General features: G+C 72.5%; 18 protein-coding genes and 6 tRNA genes. 14 read left to right on the forward strand and 10 right to left on the reverse strand.

Going from position 1 to position 16,564, the window contains the following annotated elements; all coding sequences use genetic code 11:
- The 3 genes from cobT to J7E93_RS34515 all read left to right on the forward strand — a co-directional run.
- The coding region (gene cobT, locus J7E93_RS34505) for a nicotinate-nucleotide--dimethylbenzimidazole phosphoribosyltransferase (protein ID WP_251067513.1) at window positions 1-2,548 on the forward strand (2,548 nt) is incomplete at its 5' end.
- Between the two features lie 451 nt (window positions 2,549-2,999).
- Window positions 3,000-4,232 (forward strand): uroporphyrinogen-III C-methyltransferase, encoded by a 1,233-nt coding sequence (cobA, locus tag J7E93_RS34510; protein WP_215073990.1) that lies wholly within the window; start codon window positions 3,000-3,002, stop codon window positions 4,230-4,232.
- 73 nt (window positions 4,233-4,305) lie between these two features.
- A complete protein-coding gene (locus tag J7E93_RS34515; protein ID WP_215073991.1) occupies window positions 4,306-5,124 on the forward strand; it encodes an RNA methyltransferase in 819 nt (272 codons plus the stop codon).
- 56 nt (window positions 5,125-5,180) lie between these two features.
- Here J7E93_RS34515 and J7E93_RS34520 read toward each other — a convergent pair whose 3' ends face one another.
- Window positions 5,181-6,395: a serine/threonine-protein kinase gene (locus J7E93_RS34520; RefSeq protein ID WP_215073992.1), complete on the reverse strand. Its 1,215-nt coding sequence runs from the start codon at window positions 6,393-6,395 to the stop codon at window positions 5,181-5,183.
- A gap of 195 nt (window positions 6,396-6,590) precedes the next feature.
- Between J7E93_RS34520 and J7E93_RS37630 the strand changes: the two genes are divergently transcribed.
- The 4 genes from J7E93_RS37630 (at window position 6,591) to J7E93_RS34535 (ending at window position 8,801) form a co-directional block, all read left to right on the forward strand.
- Complete coding sequence (locus tag J7E93_RS37630; RefSeq protein WP_251067514.1) at window positions 6,591-6,824, forward strand: hypothetical protein; 234 nt, start codon at window positions 6,591-6,593, stop codon at window positions 6,822-6,824.
- A 188-nt stretch (window positions 6,825-7,012) separates the two neighbouring features.
- Complete coding sequence (locus J7E93_RS34525) at window positions 7,013-7,180, forward strand: hypothetical protein (RefSeq protein WP_215073993.1); 168 nt, start codon at window positions 7,013-7,015, stop codon at window positions 7,178-7,180.
- Between the two features lie 291 nt (window positions 7,181-7,471).
- A complete protein-coding gene (locus tag J7E93_RS34530; protein ID WP_308368900.1) occupies window positions 7,472-8,473 on the forward strand; it encodes a phosphotransferase in 1,002 nt (333 codons plus the stop codon).
- 40 nt (window positions 8,474-8,513) lie between these two features.
- Entirely contained in the window at window positions 8,514-8,801 is a 288-nt protein-coding gene (locus J7E93_RS34535; protein WP_215073994.1) for a zf-TFIIB domain-containing protein, read from the forward strand.
- A gap of 68 nt (window positions 8,802-8,869) precedes the next feature.
- Here the strand turns inward: J7E93_RS34535 and J7E93_RS34540 are convergent.
- The 5 genes from J7E93_RS34540 to J7E93_RS34560 form a co-directional block, all read right to left on the reverse strand.
- A tRNA-Val gene (locus J7E93_RS34540) sits at window positions 8,870-8,941 on the reverse strand.
- A 39-nt stretch (window positions 8,942-8,980) separates the two neighbouring features.
- Window positions 8,981-9,052: transfer RNA gene (locus J7E93_RS34545), tRNA-Val, on the reverse strand.
- Between the two features lie 34 nt (window positions 9,053-9,086).
- A tRNA-Val gene (locus tag J7E93_RS34550) sits at window positions 9,087-9,158 on the reverse strand.
- Window position 9,159: 1 nt separating this feature from the next.
- A tRNA-Cys gene (locus J7E93_RS34555) sits at window positions 9,160-9,233 on the reverse strand.
- 39 nt (window positions 9,234-9,272) lie between these two features.
- A tRNA-Gly gene (locus tag J7E93_RS34560) sits at window positions 9,273-9,345 on the reverse strand.
- Window positions 9,346-9,713: 368 nt separating this feature from the next.
- On the opposite strand from J7E93_RS34560, the gene J7E93_RS34565 reads away from it, so the two are divergent.
- Genes J7E93_RS34565 through J7E93_RS34575 form a run of 3 tightly spaced genes read left to right on the forward strand, consistent with a single transcriptional unit; the run spans window position 9,714 to window position 12,472 of the window.
- Window positions 9,714-10,766 carry a chorismate-binding protein gene (locus tag J7E93_RS34565; protein WP_215073995.1) on the forward strand — a complete coding sequence of 351 codons (1,053 nt, stop codon included), beginning with the start codon at window positions 9,714-9,716 and terminating at the stop codon, window positions 10,764-10,766.
- Window positions 10,763-11,590: an aminotransferase class IV gene (locus J7E93_RS34570; RefSeq protein ID WP_215073996.1), complete on the forward strand. Its 828-nt coding sequence runs from the start codon at window positions 10,763-10,765 to the stop codon at window positions 11,588-11,590. Before J7E93_RS34565 ends, J7E93_RS34570 begins: the two co-directional genes overlap by 4 nt.
- Window positions 11,591-11,632: 42 nt before the next feature.
- A complete protein-coding gene (locus J7E93_RS34575; protein WP_215073997.1) occupies window positions 11,633-12,472 on the forward strand; it encodes a GNAT family N-acetyltransferase in 840 nt (279 codons plus the stop codon).
- A 39-nt stretch (window positions 12,473-12,511) separates the two neighbouring features.
- On the opposite strand, the gene J7E93_RS34580 is transcribed toward J7E93_RS34575, so the two are convergent.
- The gene (locus J7E93_RS34580; RefSeq protein WP_215073998.1) at window positions 12,512-13,027 is read right to left on the reverse strand and encodes a DsbA family protein; all 516 of its coding nucleotides are present in this window, start codon (window positions 13,025-13,027) and stop codon (window positions 12,512-12,514) included.
- A 167-nt stretch (window positions 13,028-13,194) separates the two neighbouring features.
- Between J7E93_RS34580 and J7E93_RS34585 the strand changes: the two genes are divergently transcribed.
- Window positions 13,195-13,623 (forward strand): hypothetical protein, encoded by a 429-nt coding sequence (locus tag J7E93_RS34585; RefSeq protein ID WP_215073999.1) that lies wholly within the window; start codon window positions 13,195-13,197, stop codon window positions 13,621-13,623.
- 79 nt (window positions 13,624-13,702) lie between these two features.
- Window positions 13,703-13,870, forward strand: a complete 168-nt coding sequence (locus J7E93_RS34590) for a hypothetical protein (protein ID WP_215074003.1) — start codon at window positions 13,703-13,705, stop codon at window positions 13,868-13,870.
- 19 nt (window positions 13,871-13,889) lie between these two features.
- Here the strand turns inward: J7E93_RS34590 and J7E93_RS34595 are convergent, their stop codons facing one another.
- Window positions 13,890-14,447, reverse strand: a complete 558-nt coding sequence (locus J7E93_RS34595) for a CGNR zinc finger domain-containing protein (protein ID WP_215074000.1) — start codon at window positions 14,445-14,447, stop codon at window positions 13,890-13,892.
- A gap of 287 nt (window positions 14,448-14,734) precedes the next feature.
- Window positions 14,735-15,148 carry an SsgA family sporulation/cell division regulator gene (locus J7E93_RS34600; protein ID WP_015032345.1) on the reverse strand — a complete coding sequence of 138 codons (414 nt, stop codon included), beginning with the start codon at window positions 15,146-15,148 and terminating at the stop codon, window positions 14,735-14,737.
- A gap of 190 nt (window positions 15,149-15,338) precedes the next feature.
- On the opposite strand from J7E93_RS34600, the gene J7E93_RS34605 reads away from it, so the two are divergent.
- Both J7E93_RS34605 and J7E93_RS34610 read left to right on the forward strand, forming a co-directional pair.
- The gene (locus J7E93_RS34605) at window positions 15,339-15,761 is read left to right on the forward strand and encodes a TIGR02611 family protein (RefSeq protein ID WP_215074001.1); all 423 of its coding nucleotides are present in this window, start codon (window positions 15,339-15,341) and stop codon (window positions 15,759-15,761) included.
- Window positions 15,762-15,815: 54 nt separating this feature from the next.
- Window positions 15,816-15,890 (forward strand) — tRNA-Val (locus J7E93_RS34610).
- A gap of 59 nt (window positions 15,891-15,949) precedes the next feature.
- On the opposite strand, the gene J7E93_RS34615 is transcribed toward J7E93_RS34610, so the two are convergent.
- On the reverse strand, window positions 15,950-16,564 hold a 615-nt coding region (locus tag J7E93_RS34615), incomplete at its 5' end, for an SCO7613 C-terminal domain-containing membrane protein (RefSeq protein ID WP_374105472.1).

Consider the following 16,564-nt stretch of genomic DNA (forward strand, 5'->3'; position numbering starts at 1 on the left):
ACCCGCCCCTGCCCCGGCCACCGTCGCCGCCGCGGCGCCGGCCCCGATGCCGACCCCTGTGCAGGGCCCGCCGACGACCGGCCCCGAGTACCTCGACATCCCGCAGGAACAGCCCGCATCGGTGGGTCCGCAGCTCGGGGACATCCCCCCGCAGGGCGCCGTGCCGTGGGACCCGCAGCCTCCGATGCCCGCGGCGCCGCAGGCCGCCCCGGCAGAAACGGTCGGCCAGTTCGTCCAGGTCGAGGGCACGGTTCCGACGACCCCGCACCTGGCGCCGACGCCGGTGGCCGAGGCGGTCGAAGAGCCCGCCCAGGTCCAGGAGCCGGTCGCGCCCGTGGCGGAGCCGGTCCAGGCCGTCGAGCCCGTCNNGCCGGTGGCCGAGGCCGAACCCGAGCCGCTCGTCGAGGCTGTCGCCGTGGAAGCCACGGAGTCGGAGCCGGAGGCCGTGGCCACCGTGGTCGAGGCCCCTGCCGAGCCCGAGACCGTCGCCGTCCAGACGCCGGAGCAGGCGCAGCCCGAGGCCGAGGCCGTCGTCTCCCAGCCCGAGGCCGTTGTCGAGCCGGTTGCCGAGCAGCCGATGGCCGAGGCACCCGCGGAGGTTGAGCCGGAGGCCCCGACCGAGGCGGAACCCGAGGCAGAAGCCCCGGCCGACGCCGAAGCGGAACCCGAGGCAGAAGCAGAAGCCCCGGCACAAGCAGAAGCCCCGGCCGAGGCAGAGACTGAAGCCCCGGCAGAAGTAGAAGCCCCGGCCGAGGCACCGGCCGAGGCACCGGCAGAGGCACCGGCAGAGGCAGACGCAGAGGCAGACGCAGTCAATCCTCCGGCACCCGGCTACGACGACGCGGAGCGCGAGGCCGTGCTGCGCGTGATGCGCGAGCGCCGCGACATCCGCAACGGCTTCCGTTCCGACCCCATCCCGCACGAGGTGCTGCTCCGCGTCCTGGAGGCCGCCCACACGGCCCCCAGCGTCGGCCACTCGCAGCCGTGGGACTTCGTCGTGATCCGCTCCGCCGAGACCCGCCGGAGCATGCACGAGCTCGCCCAGCGCCAGCGCGAGGCGTACGCCAAGTCGCTTCCGAAGGCCAGGGCGAAGCAGTTCAAGGAACTGAAGATCGAGGCCATCCTCGACACTCCGGTCAACATCGTCGTCACCGCCGACCCCACGCGCGGTGGCCGGCACACCCTGGGCCGCTACACGCAGCCGCAGATGGCGCCTTACTCCTCGGCCCTGGCCGTCGAGAACCTCTGGCTCGCCGCCCGTGCCGAGGGCCTCGGCGTCGGCTGGGTCAGCTTCTTCGACGAACGCGAGATGGTCCGCGCCCTCGGTCTGCCCGAGCACCTCGAAGTCGTCGCGTACCTCTGCGTGGGTTACGTCGACGAGTTCCCCGAGGAGCCCGAGCTGATGCAGGCGGGCTGGTCCAAGCGCCGCCCGCTGTCCTGGGTCGTCCATGAGGAGACGTACGGCCGCCGTGCCCTGCCCGGCGAGGAGCCGCACGACCTGCTCCAGGAGACCGTCTCCAACATCCGCCCGCTGGACGCCAAGGCGCTCGGCGAGGCGTGGGAGCGCCAGAAGCGGATGACCAAGCCGGCCGGCGCGCTGGGCATGCTGGAGATCATCTCGGCCCAGCTCTCCGGGCTCTCCCGGATGTGCCCGCCGCCGATCCCGGAGCCCGCGGCCGTCGCGATCTTCGCCGGTGACCACGGGGTGCACGCCCAGGGTGTCACCGCCTGGCCGCAGGAGGTCACCGGCCAGATGGTCGCGAACTTCCTCGGCGGAGGAGCCGTCTGCAACGCCTTCGCGAACCAGGTCGGCGCCGAGGTCTGCGTCATCGACGTCGGAGTCGCCTCCGATCTTCCGGCCACCCCGGGGCTGCTGCCCCGCAAGGTCCGCCCCGGCACGGGCGACTTCACCACCGGTCTCGCCATGACCCGGGACGAGGTCCTCGCCGCGATCGAGGTCGGCATCGAGACCGCCCGGGATCTCGTGGCAGCCGGCAACAAGGCGCTGCTGACCGGTGAGATGGGTATCGCGAACACGACCGCGTCCGCCGCGCTGATCTCTGTCTACACCGGTGTCGACCCGGTCGAGGTGACCGGGCGAGGCACCGGCATCAACGACGAGATGCACGCGCGGAAGGTGGACGTGGTCCGCCGCGCCCTCGACCTCCACAAGCCCGACCCGGCGGACCCGATCGGTGTCCTCGCGGCCATCGGCGGCCTGGAGCACGCGGCGCTCGTCGGCCTGATCCTCGGCGCGGCGTCCCTGCGGACGCCGGTCGTCCTGGACGGCGTCTCCACGGGCGCGGCGGCGCTGGTGGCCCGGGCGATCGCTCCCGAGTCCCTGGCGGCGTGCATCGCGGGTCACCGCAGCGCGGAGCCGGGCCACGTGGCGGCCCTCAACAAGCTGGGTCTTCGCCCCCTGGTCGACCTCGACCTCCGTCTCGGCGAGGGAACGGGCGCGCTCCTGGCCCTCCCGATCGTCCAGAGCGCGGCCCGCGCGATGCACGAGGTGGCGACGTTCGACTCGGCGGGCGTGACGGAGAAGTAGCGGGACCTCCGGCGCGGTCCGTCCGGACCGCGTCTCACCCCGCTGCCGCGCGAGTTCCGAGGCTTGCCGTCCGCCGGTGCGAGCGACTCCACCGCGCGACGGGAGCGGGGGACGTGGAGGGGGCCGTGTTCGGGACGTAGAGCGTGATTTGTGGCGCACGAGGGACGCTCACGTTGTGAAGAGCCCGCAGGCGCCGTAAATCATGCAGTCCCGAATGCGGCCACCGGAACGGCCACCGCGGCACCGCCCCCTCGCCGGGCACCGCCCCCGGCCGGGCCCGCCCCGCCAGCCAGCCCACCGCGCCCCGCCCCGCCCTGTAGGGACATGGGTCACAGGCCGCCCACCCCCGGTGACCGATATCGTGGGTCCACGTCAAGGAAACCGCGCCCCACCAGCCGCTTCACCGCCGCAGCGGCCCCGCCACTCCGCCCCTCCGAGGAGCCGCACGCCCATGGCCGAGCACGCCGAGCACCCCGCCTACCCTGTCGGACTGCGCCTCTCCGGCCGCCGCGTCGTCGTCTTCGGCGGCGGCCAGGTCGCCCAGCGCCGGCTCCCCGCCCTGATCGCGGCCGGCGCCGACGTCACCCTGATCTCCCCCTCCGCGACCCCGTCCGTCGAGGCCATGGCGGAGGCCGGTGAGATCACCTGGGTCAAGCGCCGTTACGAGGACGGGGACATCGCCGACGCCTGGTACGCGCTCGTCGCCACCAGCGACCCCGTGGCCAACGCCGCGGCTTCCGCGGAGGCCGACCGGACGAAGACCTGGTGCGTGCGAGCGGACGACGCCGAGGCGGCCACCGCCTGGACCCCGGCGACCGGCCGCAGCGAGGGCGTGACCGTCGCCGTGCTCACCGGCCACGACCCCCGTCGTTCCGCCGCCGTGCGCGACGCCATCGTCGAGGGCCTGCGGGACGGTTCGATCGCGGCCCCGCAGCACCGTTCCCGTACCCCCTTTGTCGCGCTGGTCGGCGGCGGCCCCGGCGACCCGGATCTGATCACCGTCCGCGGCCGTCGGCTGCTGGCCGAGGCCGACGTGGTCATCGCCGACCGGCTCGGCCCGCGTGACCTGCTCAACGAACTACCCCCGCACGTCGAGGTGATCGACGCGGCGAAGATCCCGTACGGCCGCTTCATGGCCCAGGAGGCCATCAACAACGCTCTCATCGAGCATGCGAAGGCCGGCAGGTCGGTCGTGCGCCTCAAGGGCGGCGACCCGTTCGTCTTCGGCCGGGGCATGGAGGAGGCTCAGGCGCTCGCCGCCGAGGGCATCACCTGCACGGTCGTCCCGGGCATCTCCAGCTCGATCTCGGTTCCGGGCGCGGCCGGTATCCCGGTCACCCACCGTGGGGTGGCCCACGAGTTCACGGTCGTCAGCGGTCATGTGGCGCCCGACGACCCGCGTTCCCTCGTCGACTGGGCGTCGCTCGCCAAGCTCACCGGCACGCTCGTGATCCTCATGGGCGTGGACAAGATCGGGAAGATCGCCGAGGCGCTGATCGCCCACGGCAAGGACCCGGAGACGCCGCTCGCCCTCGTCCAGGAGGGCACCACGGCCACTCAGCGCCGCGTGGACGCGACGCTGGCAACGGTCGCGGAGACGGTCAAGGCGCAGGAGGTGCGTCCGCCGGCCGTCATCGTGATCGGCGACGTGGTGGGCGAGGGCCCCGAGAAGCTCGTGAAGTAACCAGCGGTAACAGAACCCGCCCCGCACCGCCGTACACATTGGCACCACACCCCGGACAAGGCAGTATCACCTCGTGGCCGAACTCATCACCATCGACGACCCCGACGACCCGCGCCTGCGCGACTACACCGGCCTGACCGATGTGGAGCTGCGCCGCAGACGCGAGCCCGCCGAGGGGCTGTTCATCGCCGAGGGGGAGAAGGTCATCCGCCGGGCGCGGCAGGCGGGTTACGAGATGCGGTCGATGCTGCTCTCCGCCAAGTGGGTCGATGTCATGCGCGATGTCATCGACGAGGTCCCGGCGCCCGTGTACGCGGTGCAGCCGGACCTCGCCGAGCGTGTGACGGGCTACCACGTGCACCGCGGGGCCCTCGCGTCGATGCAGCGCAAGCCTCTGCCGACCGCCGAGGAGCTCCTGCGCGGTGCCCGTCGGGTCGCCGTCATGGAGTCGGTCAACGACCACACCAACATCGGTGCGATCTTCCGCAGCGCCGCGGCGCTCGGCATGGACGCGGTGCTGCTCTCCCCGGACTGTGCGGATCCGTTGTACCGCCGGTCGGTGAAGGTCTCCATGGGCGCGGTGTTCTCGGTCCCGTACGCCCGGCTGGAGACCTGGCCCCGTGGCCTGGAGGCGGTGCGGGAGGCGGGTTTCAAGCTCCTGGCGCTCACGCCTGACGAGAAGGCCTCGCCGATCGACGTGGCGGCTCCGCACCGGCTGGAGCGTGCGGCGCTGATGCTCGGCGCCGAGGGCGACGGCCTGTCGACGCAGGCGCTGCGCGCCGCCGACGAGTGGGTGCGCATCCCGATGGCCCACGGCGTCGACTCGCTCAACGTGGGAGCGGCGGCGGCGGTCGCCTTCTACGCGGTGGCGAGCGGCCGCCCCCAGGACTGACGAGGACCGACGGCGACCGACGACGACTGGCGAGGACTGGCGAGGACTGGCTAGGACTAGCCCTGGAGGGCCTGGGCGGCCGCGATGCCCAGGGCGACCACCAGCGTCACCACGACGAAGACGAAGAGCCGCTGGCGCAGCAGGCGCGGGTTGGCGGGCCTGCGGCCGGTGGAAGTGGTACGGGCTGCTCCCGGCCGGGACGAGGGCGCGGGGCGACCGTTCGGTCGCGACGGGGGCGCCGACTGGCGGCCGTTCGTCCGCGATCCGCCCGTCCGGGAGCCGTCCGAACGCGGGCCGTCCGAACGCGAGCCGTCCGAACGCGCGGGGGGGCCCTGGGCGGCACGGCCCTGCGTACTGCGTTCGGTGTACCGCTCCGTCGGCCGGCTGCCCGCCCCGGTGGTGTGTTCCGTGCGATCCCGCTGCGCCGGGGGCCGTGACGTGGGCAGGCCCTGCGCCTCGCGGGCGGCGATCTCCTTGAGCCGCATGGACAGCTGCAGGGTGCTGGGCCGTTCCTCGGGGTCCTTCGCCAGACAGGCCCGTACTAGCGGGGCCAGGGCGTCCGGTACGCCGTGGAGCTGCGGCTCCTCGTGCACCACGCGGTAGAGCATGACCTCCGAACTGCCGTGCCCGAAGGGGGAGTCCGCCATGGCGGCGTACGCGAGGGTGGCGCCGAGCGAGAAGACGTCGGTGGCCGGGGTGACGGCCGCGCCCCGTACCTGCTCGGGGGCGAGGAACCCGGGGGAGCCCACGGCGGTGCCCACGTGGGTGAGGGTGCTGGCGCCGGTGGCCCAGGCGATGCCGAAGTCGATGATCCGGGGGCCCTTGGGGGAGAGCAGGATGTTCGACGGCTTGAGGTCCCGGTGCACGACCCCGGCCTCGTGGACGGCGACCAGGCCCTCGGAGAGCGCGGCCCCGATCGCGGCCACGTCGGCGGCCCGCAGGGGGCCCTCCTCGGCGACCCGGTCGTGGAGCGAGGGGCCGGGCACGTACTGGGTGGCGAACCAGGGGCGGTCGGCGTCGAGGTCGGCGGCGACCAGCCGGGCCGTGCAGCCGCCGCGGATACGCCGGGCGGCGGACACCTCGCGGGCGAACCGGGAGCGGAACTCCTGGTCCTCGGCGAGGTCGGGGCGGATCACCTTCAGCGCGACCCGCTGACCGCGGCGGTCGGAGCCGAGATAGACGACCCCCATCCCGCCGGCGCCCAGCCTGCGGTGGAGCCGGAACGCCCCGACAATCCGCGGATCCTCGCGCCGGAGCCGCATCATCGCCATGTCCGTCCCCTCGTCCGTTCGACGTGGCACAGCTTACGTATTGGCGCCCCGGTGTGCTCATAGGCCGCGCCCTCCCGCCCGGATCGATTGTCAGTGCTGAGGGGGACACTTGAGGGGTGGTCAGGGCGCCGTCGACGACGGCCGTCCGGAACGCGGGATTTCCCAATATCCGGTCGCAGAAGGGGGATTGGATCGATGAAGGGTGATCGTGTGGAGATAGTCGTGGACGCGGGGGACACGACTCGGACCTATGAAGTGGTGGCCAGTCGGGCGGGCCGGAGGGTGGAGACGGCGGTACGGCGCGGGGTGGTCGAAGTGAGCGAAGTCACGCGTACGGGAGTGGTCGTCCGGACGGCCCGTTTCATGGCGAGCCGGGTCCTCGCGCTGGTCGAGCAGCCGGTACCCCTCCGGGAAGACCCTCAGCCGTAGGGAGGTGTCTCCACCCAGGGGAGTACACCGCGAGGGGGCGGGTCATCCTCCGGGAGGCCCGCAAGTCGGTACGCGGGCATGACGTCCGGGCGGGCCCCGGTGCCTAGTGTTGAGGTCAAGCGGCGGGTGCAGCACTCGTCCCCCGAGGTCAGACACCCGCCGCTGCCGACACGAACAGGAGAGGAACCATGGCGTTCACGGCATCGCGGATCAACACCCGTTCTTCGGGCCGCCGCCACCCGCTGGTGGCGACCGCCATGGTCCTCCCTCTCGCGACCCTGCTCGTCGTCGTCTTCGGCGGCTGGGACGCAGTGGTCACACAGGCGTCGTCCGTGGGCGTGATGCTGGGGCGCTGAGCGGCGCCTCGGACCCGGGAGAGCGGCCCGGGTCGGGGACATCCGGCCAACAACCCCGTGGGGACGGGGGTGCGGCGGACGGCAGCGTGCGGCCGGTCAGCTGGGGAGCTGACCGGCCCTCGCGCTTTTCCGCCCCCGTCCGACGAGGGGGCTCGACCCTCGGCGCACGCCTCACGCTCCCGGCGATCCTCGCCACCGAGCCGGCACCCGGCTCCGTCCCCCCACTCACCTACGGCCTCCGGCAGGGTCTCCCGGCCACGGCCGGCGAGAGGCGCGGCGTACGCTCCACGGGTGCTCGCACACGACCTCGACCGGCTGCGCTCCCTCGCCCGCGACGCGGCCCACGCCGCCCACGCCGCCCACGCGGTCCCCGGCCCGTGCCTGTGCCCCGACGACGTCCTCGCCGACCGTGACGACGGCACCGTCGTCCGCCACGGTCCGGTCGTCGTCAAGGCGCACGCCCCCGGCACGGACGACGAGGAGCACCGCGCGCGGATCGCGGTCGCCGCGCATCCGGCGCTCCGCCGCATCCTTCTGCCGCCCCTCGCCCAGCCCGCCCAGCCCGCTCAGCTCACCCAGCCCGGCCAGTCCGCTCGCCGCGTCGGCTTCGTCGGCCCCGTCGACGACCGTCCCATCACGGCCTGGCCCCACGGCACCCCCGTCGACCCCGCCGATCCCGATGCCGCACCCTGGGAGGACGCCGCTCGGCTCCTCGCGATGCTGCACCGGACCCCGCCGCCCGTGCCCTCCCTCCCGCCCATGCGCGCCCCCGTGAAGGCGGCGCTCGCCGTCGACCGGATGCGCAGGGCCGGCGCGCCCCGTCCCGCCGTCGAGACGGTTCTGCGCGCCTGGCGCACGCTGCCGCAGAAGCCGGCCGGGGCCCTCCGGTCGCTCTGCCACGGCGACTTCCACCTCGGTCAACTCGTACGGGATCCCCAGCGCCCCGACGCCCCCTGGCTCCTCATCGACGTGGACGATCTCGGTCTGGGCGACCCCGCCTGGGACCTGGCCCGGCCCGGCGCCTGGTTCGCCGCCGGCATCCTGCCGCCGGACGTCTGGTCACGCTTCCTCGGGGCCTACCTGGCGGCCGGGGGCCCCGCCGTCGACCCGGTCGACCCCTGGGGCCAACTCGACGTCCCCGCCCGCGCCCTGACCGTACAGACCGCGGCGCTCGCCCTGGCCAAGTCGACCGCCGAGGGCCGCCCTCTCGACGAGGTGGAGGAAGTGATGATCGACACCTGTGCCCGAATAGGCTCGTCCCGAACCGACTTGGCCCCGCCGGCGTCCACGTAAGGTGAAGCCTCCATTCGAACGGCAGGGAGTTGAGCCGAGCATGCAGTGTCCCAAGTGCCATGCAGCGATGCACACGTACAACCGCAACGGCGTTCAGATCGAGCAGTGCAGCGGCTGCCGTGGGATATTCCTGGACTACGGCGAGCTGGAGGCCCTGACCCGGCTGGAGTCCCAGTGGGTGCAGCAGGCGCCGCCCGCGCCCGCCCCGCCGGCCTACCCGGCGCAGCCCGCCCCCGCCGCTCCCGCCTGGGGCGCCCCGCACCACGGTGGACACCAGGGCGGTCACTACCGCCAGCGCGGCTTCGGCCGGATGCTCTTCTCCTCCTGACGTCCAGGACGAGCGGGTACGAAGAAGCCCCCGACCGCGAGAGGCGGCCGGGGGCTTCGTACGATGCGTGCGCGATACTGGGATTGAACCAGTGACCTCTTCCGTGTCAGGGAAGCGCTCTCCCGCTGAGCTAATCGCGCGGGTCGGTCCCAAACCTTACAGGACCAGGTGTTACTGCGTGCGCGATACTGGGATTGAACCAGTGACCTCTTCCGTGTCAGGGAAGCGCTCTCCCGCTGAGCTAATCGCGCGGGGATCCTTGCGGACCAGATCCTTACGGATCAGTGGACGATACTGGGATTGAACCAGTGACCTCTTCCGTGTCAGGGAAGCGCTCTCCCGCTGAGCTAATCGTCCTTGGAGGTGGAGACGGGATTTGAACCCGTGTAGACGGCTTTGCAGGCCGTTGCCTCGCCTCTCGGCCACTCCACCAGGAGTGAATACGGGGGTTCGGGAAGATCCCCCACATCGAGCGGACGACGAGATTCGAACTCGCGACCCTCACCTTGGCAAGGTGATGCTCTACCAACTGAGCCACGTCCGCTTGTCGTTTCCGTTCCGCTTGCGCGTCCCGGCGACGTGTTGAACTCTAGCGGATTCCTGGGCCAGCACAAAAACGCGTTTCCGCAGCGTGCTGAGCTGCGCACGGAGCTGTGTACGGAGCCGGACGCCGGGCGGAGCGCCGAGGAGCGCGCCGAGGAGGGGCCGCGCCGTGTTCACTCACCGTGTTCCGAAGGTGGCTCGCAGCCGCCCCGGGGGTGGGACCGCCGGTCCGCCGCACGCCCCCTCCACGCGCCCCCGCCCGCCCAAGGGCTTTCGGATCCTGTAGGGCTGTCGACGCCTGGGCCCGCACGCTCCAAGCGCCACCCGCTGATCCGGCCTCACCCGGAAGAGACGCCCTAGACTCGCACCGTGCACGACCTTGCTCCTCTGGCCCGTTTCGGCGGCCTCCTCGCGACCGACCTGCGGGATGTCACCAGTGACCCCGAGGCCCTGGATTCCGCCGGCTTCTGGGCCGTCTCCGCGGACTTCGAGGGCCGTCTGACCTGCGCCCGCTTCGGGGACGTACGGGAGGATCCCGTCCCCGCGCCCGTGCCGGGCGCCTGGCACGGGCCCGCGGCCGGTGACTGGACGTCCTCGCTCGACCGCGCCGCGTACACCGAGGGCGTCCGCCGGATCCGTGAGCACATCGCGCGGGGGGAGGTCTACCAGGCGAACCTCTGCCGGGTGATGTCCGCGCCGCTGCCCGACCCGTCGGGGGCGGACGTCGACGCCCTCACCGCGCTCCTGGCGCGCGGCAATCCGGCTCCCTACGCCGGAACGATTCGCCTCCCCGCCCACGGGGTGGAGATCGCCACCGCGTCCCCCGAGCTCTATCTGCGCCGCGCGGGCAGCACCGTGGAGTCCGGCCCCATCAAGGGCACCGCACGCACCGCCGAGGACCTTCTGGAGAAGGACCACGCCGAGAACGTGATGATCGTGGATCTCGTACGGAACGACCTCGGCCGGGTCTGCGCCTCCGGCTCGGTCACCGTCCCCGAGCTCTGCGCGATCGAATCCCACCCCGGCCTCGTCCACCTGGTCTCCACCGTCCGCGGGGAGCTCCAGGAGAGCGCCGGCTGGCGGGAGCTCCTCGACGCCACCTTCCCGCCCGGCTCCGTCACCGGAGCCCCCAAGTCCAGCGCGCTGCGGATCATCGAGGCCCTGGAGACCGCCCCCCGCGGCCCGTACTGCGGCGGGGTCGGCTGGGTCGACGCCGACCGTCGCACCGCCGAGCTGGCCGTCGGGATACGCACCTTCTGGATCGACCGTGCCGAGGGCGTGCTCCGCTTCGGCACCGGAGCGGGCATCACCTGGGGGTCCGACCCGGAGCGCGAGTGGGCGGAGACCGAATTGAAGGCGTCCCGACTGCTGGCGGTAGCGTCGGGCACGTACGAGGCGAGCGGAAAGGCCATTTCTCGATGAAACTCTGGGTCAACGGCGGGCTGCACGACGCGGAAGAAGCCCGGGTGTCCGTACTGGACCACGGCCTGACCGTCGGCGACGGCGTCTTCGAAACGGTCAAGGCCGAGCGCGGCGAGACCTTCGCCCTCACCCTCCACCTGGAGCGCCTCACCCGCTCCGCGCGCGGGCTGGGCCTGCCCGACCCCGACCTCGACGAGGTCCGCCGCGCCTGCGCCGCCGTTCTGGAGGCCAACCCGATGGAGCTCGGGCGCCTGCGCATCACGTACACCGGAGGGCTCTCCCCCCTCGGTTCCGAGCGCGGCGACGCGGGCGCCAGCCTCGTCGTGGCGCTCGGGGAGACCGGTCGGCGCCCCGACTCCACCGCCGTGATCACGGTCCCCTGGACGCGCAACGAGCGCGGCGCGCTGACCGGCCTGAAGACGACCTCGTACGCCGAGAACGTCGTCGCCCTCGCCAGGGCGCGCGAACAGGGCGCTTCCGAGGCCCTGTTCGCCAACACGGTGGGGCAGCTCTGCGAGGGCACCGGCTCCAACGTCTTCGTGGTCCTCGACGGCCGGATCCACACCCCGCCCGTCTCCTCCGGTTGTCTGGCCGGCATCACCCGCGCCCTCGCCGTGGAGTGGACCGGTGCCGAGGAGACCGACCTTCCGTTCGACGTCCTGGCGAGCGCCGAGGAGATCTTCCTGACCTCCACCCTCCGCGACATCCAGGCCGTGCACCGGGTCGACGGGCGCGAGCCGGCCGGCGTTCCCGGCCCGGTGACCGCCAAGGCCATGCGCATCTTCGACGAGCGGGCGGCGGCCGACAGGGACCCGCGTCTGTAAAACCGGATGACGGACGGCCGCGGCGTGGGTACAACACCGGTGATGACCACCACCCTGCGGCCGGCCGGGCCGCTTCAGCAGACTCCCGACGGGGACCGTTCGCGCACCTACGACGTCTGTGTGAACAGCCGTCGCGTCGGCTCGGTCCGCCTCGCCACCGCACCCGGGTTCGGCCCCGCATCCGGTGTGATCGAGGCGCTGGGCATCGACGAGAAGGACCGTCGCCGCGGTCGTGGCACGGTCGCCGCGCTGGCGGCGGAGGAGGTCCTGCGCGGCTGGGGCTGCGGCCAGGTCCAGATCTCCGTACCGGCGGGGGCGGAGGCCGCGCTGAGGATGGCCGACGCGCTCGGCTACACCGAACGCAGCCGGAACATGGTCAAGGAGCTGCCGGGGGAGCCCCCCGTACTGCCGCCCGGCATCGAGGTCCGCCCGATGACCGAGGCGGAGTTCACGGTGTGGGAGGCGAAGGCCAAGGACGGTTTCGCGCGGAGCTGGATCGACCGCGGTGTGCCGGAGGACCAGGCGCGCGCCAAGGCGGACGCCAGCCACCGTGCGTATCTCCCGCAGGGGCTGGCCACGCCCGGTGCGGCGATCAACGTCGCCGTACTTGACGGGGAGGTGGCCGGCTTCCTGTGGACCGGACGGATCGAGCTCGAACCGGGTGTCCAGGGCGCCTTCGTGTACGACATCGAGGTCGCCGAGGCGCAGCGGGGGCGGGGCTGCGGCCGGGCCCTGATGCTGCTCGCCGAACGGGTCGCGCTCGACGCCGGGGAGCGACTGCTCGGACTCCATGTCTTCGCGGGCAACACCCCGGCGATCCGGCTCTACGAGTCGCTCGGCTACCGCACGACCTTCGTCAACAGCTACAAGACGCTCCTCTAGCCGACCGGCCGCCCGGCCGACCGGGCAGCGACCGGCCGACTAGGCGGCGAGCAGGCGGTCGGTGATCTCCTCGATGCGTGCGCGCAGGCCGTCCTGGCTCTTGCCACCGTCGAGGCGCTCGCCGGCCACGACATAGGTCGGCGTGCCGGTCACCTTGATCGCCTTGCCCTCCGCCTGGTCGGCGTCGACGGTCAACAGATGCCGGCCGTCGATCAGCGCCGTGTCGAACTCCTCGGCGTCCAGGCCCAGTTCGGCCGCGATCTCCAAGAGCACCGGCTCGCCGCGCTCGCCGAGATCCGCGGTCCTGGCGAGCAGCGCCTCCACGTACGCCCAGCCCTTGCCCTGCTCGGCCGCCTCCTCCGCGGCCTGGGCGGCGGCGTAGGCGTGCTTGTGCTTCTCCAGCGGGAAGTGCCGCAGCTGTACGTCGATCCGGTCGCCGTACTTCTCGCGCAGCGCGCGCACGTCGTCGAGGGCCCGGAAGCAGTCGGGGCACTGGAGGTCGAACCAGGCCTCCAGGACGACGGGGGAGGAGGATGCGGTGGTGGAGTCACTCATGGCAGCAGTCTCCCAGTCCTGCGGGGTGGGTCCCAACCGGGACCTGGGGAGGAGGTCACCCCCGGGGCGACCCGGAGATCTCCCTGAGGTCGGCCCGGGAACATGGCCCTCGCGGGCCCGACCGGTGCAGGATGGAAGGGACGTATCGCCTGGGCCAGGAGGATCGCATGCTTGCCGAGACCATTTGTTCCGCGGTGTCCGCGGCGGGGCTGGGCATCGCCGCGATCACGGCGTACCGCAGGCGCTTCCTCGCCGCGGCGCGGATCGCCGCGTACGCGCTGGTGCCCGTCGGCCTGGTCATGACCGGGGCCGTGCAGTGGGCCTTCGACACGGCCTTCAGCCCGGCCGCCTGGGCCGGTTTCGGTGTCCTGGGCGTGGCCTGGCTGCTCTTCATGACCACGCGCGCCGTCGAGCGGCGCAGGGCAGGGCGTCGCAAGGAGACCGGCAGGGGCGAGCGCCGTGACGCCGTCGCGCCGGCCGCCTCCGCCCCCTCGCTCGGGCAGGGGCAGCGTGGCACGACCCCGAAGCCGCAGGCCACGGCGGGCGGGGACGACTTCAGCGACATCGAGGCGATTCTGAAGAAACACGGGATCTGACCGCCGGGGCGTCCACGGGATCTGATGAACTGCCGTCCGCGAGGGGCGTGTTGCGGGCCGTCTCGGCCGGGGCTGCGCCATGATCGCCCCCGAGATGCTGGATACCTCGCGGGATCATGCCCCCGCCCCCACCGAAGAGCCGCGCGGATGCCTGTTCGCGCTCTCCCAGCCGCCGCTGATGATCTTCCTCGCGGTGATCGGCTGTCTGCTGCTGTCGGCCGCCGTGCACGACCTCTTCCTGCTGTGAGGCGCCGCCCGGTGACCGGTCAGTCGGCCGCCTCCTTGCGGCGCGCCCGGTACGCGGCCACATGGAGCCGGTTACCGCAGGTTCGGCTGTCGCAGTAGCGGCGGGAGCGGTTGCGGGAGAGGTCGACGAAGGCCCGGCCGCAGTCCGGGGCCTCGCAGCGCCGCAGCCGCTCCTGCTCGCCCGCCACGACGATGAAGGCCAGCGCCATGCCGCAGTCGGCGCCGAGATGGTCGGCGACCGACGCGCCCGGCGCGAAGTAGTGCACGTGCCAGTCGTAGCCGTCGTGGTCGGTGAGCTGCGGCGTCGTGCCCGCCGCCGCGACCAGCTGGTTGATCAGCGTCGCCGCTATCCGGGCGTCGGGGGCGGCGAAGACGGCGGCGAACTTCGCCCGGACCTCCCGCACGGCCCGCAGGTCGTGGTCGTCGAGCTCGCCCACGTCGCTGATGTCGTGGGCCCGCACGAAGGTGTGCAGCGACTGGAGGTCCCCGAGCGCGTCGTCGCGGTCGCTCTGCGGCGCGGTGTTCACCAGATCGACGACGGTGTCGAGGGCGATCCGGGTGTCGTGGGGGATCAGCACGATTCGCTCCCTGGCCGGCTGCGGGCGGGCGCCCGCGGAATTGCGCTGACTCTAGCGGCTCTGCCGTGAGTTGCCGGGGGCGGACCGAAAGCGGCCCTGAACGGGGCCGAAACCGGGCACCGAAGGGCCTCCCGCGCCCTGGGCGGGCCCGGGAGGCGCCGGAAAAAGGGCATCGGCGTTCTTCCCGCGCCGGCTGCGCGGGAAGAACGCCGATGTCCGCCGTATCGGATCGTCCGCGCGGCGCCGTCGCCCCGAGTCGGACGGCGCCGGGCGGCTCTCGGCCTGGCTCAGCTGTCGGCCAGGATGTGCGAGAGCTCCGTGTCGAGGTCGAAGTGCCGGTGCTCGGTGCCAGGTGGCACGGCGGCGTCGGTCCGCTTCAGGAACGACTCCAGGGCCCTCGCCGGGGCCTCGAGCAGGGCTTCGCCCTCGGGGGAACTCAGCGCGATGCAGACGACGCCCTGACCGTGACTGCGGGACGGCCAGACTCGGACGTCGCCGGTGCCGGTGGGCCGGTGCAGCCCCTCGGCGAGAAGGTCGCGGGCGAAGACCCACTCGACCGTCTCCTCGGCTCCGGTGTGGAAGGTGGCGTGCACGGCATACGGATCGGCCGTGTCATACCGCAGGCCCGCGGGTACAGGCAGTGAGGACTCGCTCGACACAACGAGGCGCAGGTGCAGCTCGCAGCTGACCGTGGTGTTCATAAGCGCCAGGGCCTTTCGCTCAGTGTGCGCTCGGGGATTCGCACGTCGGCGAAATCGACATGCCACCTACGGTGCCGTTGTAAACCCCTCTGTCTGTTTTGTGGTCGTTCAGGTAGCTCGTATGGGGGTGTGTAACTTTGAGTAATACCGCCATTCCGGTGACGGCGCTCCGTCCGGTAAGTTGGAGACCATGAATGCGGAGAGTGACGAGCGCACCGGGGAGTCCGCGGCCGGCGGTGAATCCGAGCTGGGATCCCGGGCCCCCGAGTTCATCAAGGCCCGACGGACCCTGCATCTGAGCTGGCAGGTCGGCGTCTTCGTCGTGGGCCTCGCCGTGGTCGGCGCGGGCATCGTGATGCTGCCGTTGCCCGGCCCCGGCTGGCTGGTGATCTTCGGCGGCATGGCGATCTGGGCGACCGAGTTCGTCTGGGCCCAGCTGGTGCTCCGCTGGACGAAACGGAAAGTCACCGAGGCCGCGCAGCGGGCTCTCGACCCCAAGGTCCGCCGTCGCAACATCATCCTCACGTCCGTCGGTCTGGTGATCGTCGCCGTACTGGTCGGGATCTACCTCTGGAAGTTCGGCTTCGTCATGCCGTGGAAGATCGACCAGTGACCTATCGACGGTCCGAGGCAGCCGCTGACATGGGGTAATGTTTGCGGTGCGCCCGGGCGATTAGCTCAGTGGGAGAGCGCTTCGTTCACACCGAAGAGGTCACTGGTTCGAACCCAGTATCGCCCACCACCCGGACCGAAGGCCCGGAGACTCCTCGAGTCTCCGGGCCTTCGGCGTTCCCCGTCCTGTCAGCGCATCCGCCCCAGCCGCTCGCGCAGTCGGCGCGCGTCCCGCAGCCGCTGCTCGTACGTCGCGCCCACCGCCAGGAGCAGCACACCGGCCAGTGCCGGCGGCAGCCACCGGGGCAGTGCACCCACGACCTGGACCACGTACGGCGCCAGCTCGTGCAACGCGTCCAGAGCCAGCACCGAACCGCCGAGGACCAGCAGCGCCTGCAGCCGGAACCGCGCGCCCAGCAGCGTCACCACGAGGGCCGCCGCCCCCAGCAGCAGCGGACGCGTCCAGTGCGGATCAGCCCAGGCCGCGACGAGGCTCGGCACCAGCGTCGCCGCCAGACCGGGGCCGTACGCCGTCCAGGACGACGCCTCGGGGTCGCGGCGCCTGCGCAGCGCGCCGACCACCAGCGCGGGCACCGTGACCGGCAGCGTGTACGCCTCAGGCGTCTCCACGTCCCAGACCGCGAGCCGCACCCAGGTCGCCAGGAGGAACAGCGCCGCCGCCGTCCACGAGGCGAACCGGCGCCGCTCCGGGCGCACGGCCGTCGCCGCCGCGATCACTCCGCCCAGGGCCAGGACCAGGGCGAGGACGGCCGGCCGGGCGGTGGCGAGGCCGAGGGCCGCCAG

The sequence above is a fragment of the Streptomyces sp. ISL-36 genome, assembly GCF_018614205.1.
In the GTDB taxonomy this organism is placed as follows: Bacteria; Actinomycetota; Actinomycetes; order Streptomycetales; family Streptomycetaceae; genus Streptomyces.

Excerpts from the sequence above, each read along its gene's own strand:
- cobA (WP_215073990.1), top strand. The coding sequence starts at position 3,000 with ATGGCCGAGCACGCCGAGCACCCCGCCTACCCTGTCGGACTGCGCCTC.
- J7E93_RS34520 (WP_215073992.1), bottom strand. The coding sequence starts at position 6,395 with ATGGCGATGATGCGGCTCCGGCGCGAGGATCCGCGGATTGTCGGGGCG.
- J7E93_RS37630 (WP_251067514.1), top strand. The coding sequence starts at position 6,591 with ATGAAGGGTGATCGTGTGGAGATAGTCGTGGACGCGGGGGACACGACT.
- J7E93_RS34525 (WP_215073993.1), top strand. The coding sequence starts at position 7,013 with ATGGCGTTCACGGCATCGCGGATCAACACCCGTTCTTCGGGCCGCCGC.
- J7E93_RS34535 (WP_215073994.1), top strand. The coding sequence starts at position 8,514 with ATGCAGTGTCCCAAGTGCCATGCAGCGATGCACACGTACAACCGCAAC.
- J7E93_RS34570 (WP_215073996.1), top strand. The coding sequence starts at position 10,763 with ATGAAACTCTGGGTCAACGGCGGGCTGCACGACGCGGAAGAAGCCCGG.
- J7E93_RS34575 (WP_215073997.1), top strand. The coding sequence starts at position 11,633 with ATGACCACCACCCTGCGGCCGGCCGGGCCGCTTCAGCAGACTCCCGAC.
- J7E93_RS34580 (WP_215073998.1), bottom strand. The coding sequence starts at position 13,027 with ATGAGTGACTCCACCACCGCATCCTCCTCCCCCGTCGTCCTGGAGGCC.
- J7E93_RS34585 (WP_215073999.1), top strand. The coding sequence starts at position 13,195 with ATGCTTGCCGAGACCATTTGTTCCGCGGTGTCCGCGGCGGGGCTGGGC.
- J7E93_RS34590 (WP_215074003.1), top strand. The coding sequence starts at position 13,703 with ATGATCGCCCCCGAGATGCTGGATACCTCGCGGGATCATGCCCCCGCC.
- J7E93_RS34600 (WP_015032345.1), bottom strand. The coding sequence starts at position 15,148 with ATGAACACCACGGTCAGCTGCGAGCTGCACCTGCGCCTCGTTGTGTCG.
- J7E93_RS34605 (WP_215074001.1), top strand. The coding sequence starts at position 15,339 with ATGAATGCGGAGAGTGACGAGCGCACCGGGGAGTCCGCGGCCGGCGGT.